This window comes from Photobacterium pectinilyticum (assembly GCF_024357955.1).
In the GTDB taxonomy this organism is placed as follows: Bacteria; Pseudomonadota; Gammaproteobacteria; order Enterobacterales; family Vibrionaceae; genus Photobacterium; species Photobacterium pectinilyticum.
This window is the reverse complement of sequence record NZ_JANEYT010000151.1, coordinates 1-3304: the sequence shown is the minus strand read 5'-3', so window position 1 is coordinate 3304 and position 3304 is coordinate 1. Positions and strand designations below refer to the sequence as shown.

At 51.2% G+C, this 3304-nt stretch carries 2 rRNA genes; both read right to left on the bottom strand.

What is annotated here, in order from left to right:
* Position 1: 1 nt before the first annotated feature.
* Positions 2-117 (bottom strand): 5S ribosomal RNA (gene rrf, locus NHN17_RS25475).
* Between the two features lie 116 nt (positions 118-233).
* A 23S ribosomal RNA gene (locus tag NHN17_RS25470) occupies positions 234-3123 on the bottom strand.
* Positions 3124-3304 lie beyond the last annotated feature (181 nt).

Genomic DNA, 3304 nt, shown 5'->3' with positions numbered 1-3304 from the left:
AGCCTGGCGATGTCCTACTCTCACATGGGGAGACCCCACACTACCATCGGCGCGCTTACGTTTCACTACTGAGTTCGGCATGGGATCAGGTGGGTCCATAATGCTATGGTCGCCAAGCAAATTCTGTATATCTACCGCCTACTGGCAGTAAATAGCAATCTGGGAAAATCTGACTAGTTCTCAGCACATCATTCAAGTGCTCGTGGAGTCCGTAAAAACCCCTTGGGTGTTGTATGGTTAAGCCTCACAGGCAATTAGTACAGGTTAGCTCAACGCCTCACAGCGCTTACACACCCTGCCTATCTACGTCGTAGTCTTCAACAACCCTTTAGGAACCTTATAGGTTCAGGGATGACTCATCTCGAGGCTCGCTTCCCGCTTAGATGCTTTCAGCGGTTATCGATTCCGAACTTAGCTACCGGGCAATGCGTCTGGCGACACAACCCGAACACCAGAGGTTCGTCCACTCCGGTCCTCTCGTACTAGGAGCAGCCCCTCTCAATCATCCAACGCCCACGGCAGATAGGGACCGAACTGTCTCACGACGTTCTAAACCCAGCTCGCGTACCACTTTAAATGGCGAACAGCCATACCCTTGGGACCGACTTCAGCCCCAGGATGTGATGAGCCGACATCGAGGTGCCAAACACCGCCGTCGATATGAACTCTTGGGCGGTATCAGCCTGTTATCCCCGGAGTACCTTTTATCCGTTGAGCGATGGCCCTTCCATTCAGAACCACCGGATCACTATGACCTGCTTTCGCACCTGCTCGAATTGTCATTCTCGCAGTCAAGCGGGCTTATGCCATTGCACTAACCTCACGATGTCCGACCGTGATTAGCCCACCTTCGTGCTCCTCCGTTACGCTTTGGGAGGAGACCGCCCCAGTCAAACTACCCACCAGGCACTGTCCGCACCCCGGATAACGGGGCGACGTTAGAACATCAAAACTACAAGGGTGGTATTTCAAGGACGGCTCCACCATATCTAGCGACATGGTTTCAAAGCCTCCCACCTATCCTACACATGTAGGTTCAATGTTCAGTGCCAAGCTGTAGTAAAGGTTCACGGGGTCTTTCCGTCTAGCCGCGGGTACGCAGCATCTTCACTGCGATTTCAATTTCACTGAGTCTCGGGTGGAGACAGCGTGGCCATCATTACGCCATTCGTGCAGGTCGGAACTTACCCGACAAGGAATTTCGCTACCTTAGGACCGTTATAGTTACGGCCGCCGTTTACCGGGGCTTCGATCAAGAGCGTCGACCGAAGTCTAACCCCATCAATTAACCTTCCGGCACCGGGCAGGCGTCACACCGTATACGTCATCTTTCGATTTTGCACAGTGCTGTGTTTTTAATAAACAGTTGCAGCCACCTGGTATCTGCGACTGCCAGCAGCTGAGGGAGCAAGTCCCATCACCGCCGGCAGCGTACCTTCTCCCGAAGTTACGGTACCATTTTGCCTAGTTCCTTCACCCGAGTTCTCTCAAGCGCCTTGGTATTCTCTACCCGACCACCTGTGTCGGTTTGGGGTACGATTTCTTATAATCTGAAGCTTAGAGGCTTTTCCCGGAAGCATGGCATCAATGACTTCACCACCGTAGTGGCTCGACATCGGGTCTCAGCCTAGTGTAATCCCGGATTTGCCTAAGATTACAGCCTACACCCTTGAACCTGGACAACCGTCGCCAGGCCCACCTAGCCTTCTCCGTCCCCCCATCGCAATTATAAGAAGTACGGGAATATTAACCCGTTTCCCATCGACTACGCCTTTCGGCCTCGCCTTAGGGGTCGACTTACCCTGCCCCGATTAACGTTGGACAGGAACCCTTGGTCTTCCGGCGAGGGAGTTTTTCACTCCCTTTATCGTTACTCATGTCAGCATTCGCACTTCTGATACGTCCAGCACACCTTACGATGCACCTTCAACCGCTTACAGAACGCTCCCCTACCCAATACATATAAATGCATTGCCGCAGCTTCGGTGTATAGCTTAGCCCCGTTAAATCTTCCGCGCAGGCCGACTCGACCAGTGAGCTATTACGCTTTCTTTAAATGATGGCTGCTTCTAAGCCAACATCCTGGCTGTCTGAGCCTTCCCACATCGTTTCCCACTTAGCTATACTTTGGGACCTTAGCTGGCGGTCTGGGTTGTTTCCCTCTCCACGACGGACGTTAGCACCCGCCGTGTGTCTCCCGGATAGTACTTACTGGTATTCGGAGTTTGCAAAGGGTTGGTAAGTCGGGATGACCCCCTAGCCTTAACAGTGCTCTACCCCCAGTAGTATTCGTCCGAGGCGCTACCTAAATAGCTTTCGGGGAGAACCAGCTATCTCCAGGTTTGATTGGCCTTTCACCCCTAGCCACAAGTCATCCGCTAATTTTTCAACATTAGTCGGTTCGGTCCTCCAGTAAGTGTTACCTCACCTTCAACCTGCCCATGGCTAGATCACCTGGTTTCGGGTCTAATCCTAGCAACTGTACGCCCAGTTAAGACTCGGTTTCCCTACGGCTCCCCTAATCGGTTAACCTTGCTACTAAAATTAAGTCGCTGACCCATTATACAAAAGGTACGCAGTCACACCACGAAGGTGCTCCTACTGCTTGTACGTACACGGTTTCAGGTTCTATTTCACTCCCCTCACAGGGGTTCTTTTCGCCTTTCCCTCACGGTACTGGTTCACTATCGGTCAGTCAGGAGTATTTAGCCTTGGAGGATGGTCCCCCCATCTTCAAACAGGATATCACGTGTCCCGTCCTACTCGTTTTCACTGATAAGATGCTACCGGTTACGGGGCTATCACCCTGTATCGCTGTGCTTTCCAGCACATTCACCTGTCATCAAACTAGCTTAAGGGCTAATCCGGGTTCGCTCGCCGCTACTGCCGGAATCTCGGTTGATTTCTCTTCCTCGGGGTACTTAGATGTTTCAGTTCCCCCGGTTCGCCTCGTCACGCTATGTATTCACGTAACGATAACTGCTTGTGCAGCTGGGTTTCCCCATTCGGAAATCCAAGAGTATAGTGATTCTTACCATCTTCTCTTGGCTTATCGCAGGTTAGTACGTCCTTCATCGCCTCTGACTGCCTAGGCATCCACCGTGTACGCTTAGTCACTTAACCATACAACCCCAAGAGGTTTCGTATGGCAACAACCAAGGTTCACTCTCTATAAAAGAGAATTTTTTGTTTTCGCCGGACTCTTCTTTCTATTTCCACTTTGAAAAAGTGAAGACAAAAAACACAAGACACTTGAATGTGTGTTGCTTGAGAACTCGTTCCTACTTATTAAGTAGAAACTATT